Consider the following 1,991-nt stretch of genomic DNA (forward strand, 5'->3'; position numbering starts at 1 on the left):
TGGCGGGTGGCGGGCGCGTCACGCCACCCGCCACGCGCGTCTCGCCGCCCCGCCGCGCCGGGGTCTCGGCATCGGGGGCCTCGGCGCCGGGGGTCTCGGCATCGGGGGCCTCAGTGCCGGGGCGTGAGGAGCGCGGTGAGCATGTCGCGCAGCCAGCTCCGCAGCGCGTCGAGATCCGGGTCGAGCAGCAGCCGGCCCGCCGCCGCGTCGTGGATCGTGAGGACCGCGGCCGTCAGGGACTCGGGGTCGCGCAGCCCGGGCGGCATGGTGTCGGGGTCGACGTAGGCCGTCACGATCGGCTGGAGCGTGTCGCGCAACGCCTCGCGGTGCCGGATCAGCGCCGCCGCCGTGTCCGGATTGCGCGCCGCGTACAGCATGAAGTCGGTGCGTACGAGCACCCAGGTGCGGTCGATGAGCAGCGCGCCCACCACCCGGTCCATCAGGGCGTCCAGGCCCTCGTCGGGGGTGGCGCCGTCCAGCGCGTCCTGCACCTGGGCCGTCACGAGCGCGGCCTGCCGCTCGTAGAGGGCGAAGAACAGCTCGTCGAGGCTGTCGAAGTTGGAGTAGAAGGCGCCGCGCGTGTACCCGGCGGCCTCGCAGATCTCCTCGATTCCCACGCGGCCGAAGCCGCGCTCCGCGAAGACCGTGAGCGCCGCCGCCAGCAGACGTTCCCGGGTCTCGGCCCGGCGCCGGGTGACGCGCGTGGGGGTGCCGTCCGCACGTCGTCCGCTGCGCAGCGCCCGGCGGTCGAGTGCGCTGTTACTGGCTTCCGTCATGGGTCACATCCTAGTTCGATACACTCGCGTATCCGATACAGTCATGTATCGAACCCATCGGTGATTGAGGAAGTGCGGATCAGTGAGTCAGGCGGACACGGACCACGTGGAGACCCCGGCGCGGAGCGTCGAGCCGGACGCGGACCAGCCGAAGAAGGGCCGGGGGCTGTGGGCCCGGCTGCGCGGCGCGGTCCCGGCGCGCATCGCGGCGATGCTCATCGGCGCGCTGCTGCTGCAATTGGGATTCGTCCTGTCGTACGTGGGGGCGTTCCACCACCCCCAGCCGCACCGCATCCCCATCGCGGTCGCGGCACCGGAGCGGATGGCCCCGGACGCGGTGAAGAAGCTCAACGCGATCCCCGGCCACCCGCTGAAGGCCACCGCCACCGACGAGGCCACGGCGCGCGAGCGGCTGCGTACGGGGGAGATCAGCGGCGTGCTGATCGTGAAGCCCGGATCCCGCACCGACACCCTCCTGACCGCCGGTGCCGGTGGCGCCTCCACGGCGAGCGCCCTGGAGACGGTGATCGAGAAGGCCGAGAAGGCTCAGAACCGCAGCGCCTCCGTCGTCGACGCCTTTCCCGCGCAGGCGGGCGACGCCCGGGGCCTGAGCAGCTTCTACCTGGTGGTGGGCTGGACGGTGGGCGGCTATCTGCTCGCCGCGCTGCTGGGCGTGTCCCTCGGCGCCCGCCCGGCCACGGCGCGCGGCGCCGGGCGGCGACTGCTCGCGGCCGTGCCGTACGCGGTGCTGTCCGGTCTGGGCGGCGCGGCGATCGTGGGCCCGCTGCTCGGCGCGTTGAACGGACACTTCCTCGCCCTGTCGGCGATCGGAGCGCTGGTCGTCTTCGGCGCCGCCGCCATGACGATCGCCTTCCAGGTGCTCTTCGGTGTCCTGGGCATCGGCGTCACGATCCTGCTGTTCGTGGTCCTCGGCAACCCCAGCGCCGGTGGCGCGTACGGCCCCGAGCTGCTGCCCCCGTTCTGGCGGGCGCTCAGCCCCGCCCTCCCCAACGGCGCCGCCACCCACGCGGTGCGCCACCTCATGTACTTCTCCGGCCACGGCATCGCCGCCAACGTCGCGGTGCTGACCGCCTACGCCCTGGGCGGCGCGCTGGTCGGCATCCTCGGCGTCACCCTGATCCGGCGGCGGCGCGCGGCCGCGGCCGCGGCCGGCTGAGCCCTACGACGCCGCGTCGTCCGCGCGCAGCCGCCGCC

The 1,991-nt window shown here is 73.9% G+C and carries 2 protein-coding genes; one reads left to right on the forward strand and one right to left on the reverse strand.

Annotated elements, in window-relative coordinates:
- Window positions 1-110 precede the first annotated feature (110 nt).
- Window positions 111-776, reverse strand: a complete 666-nt coding sequence (locus EEJ42_RS31845) for a TetR/AcrR family transcriptional regulator (protein WP_123105357.1) — start codon at window positions 774-776, stop codon at window positions 111-113.
- 82 nt (window positions 777-858) lie between these two features.
- Between EEJ42_RS31845 and EEJ42_RS31850 the strand changes: the two genes are divergently transcribed.
- Entirely contained in the window at window positions 859-1,953 is a 1,095-nt protein-coding gene (locus EEJ42_RS31850; RefSeq protein WP_123105359.1) for a YhgE/Pip domain-containing protein, read from the forward strand.
- Window positions 1,954-1,991: the final 38 nt, after the last annotated feature.

It is taken from the genome of Streptomyces botrytidirepellens (genome assembly GCF_003721215.1).
GTDB classification, from domain to species: Bacteria; Actinomycetota; Actinomycetes; order Streptomycetales; family Streptomycetaceae; genus Streptomyces; species Streptomyces himastatinicus.

Bases quoted from the DNA above. Each gene is read 5' to 3' on its own strand.
- EEJ42_RS31845 (WP_123105357.1), bottom strand. From the start codon at position 776: ATGACGGAAGCCAGTAACAGCGCACTCGACCGCCGGGCGCTGCGCAGC.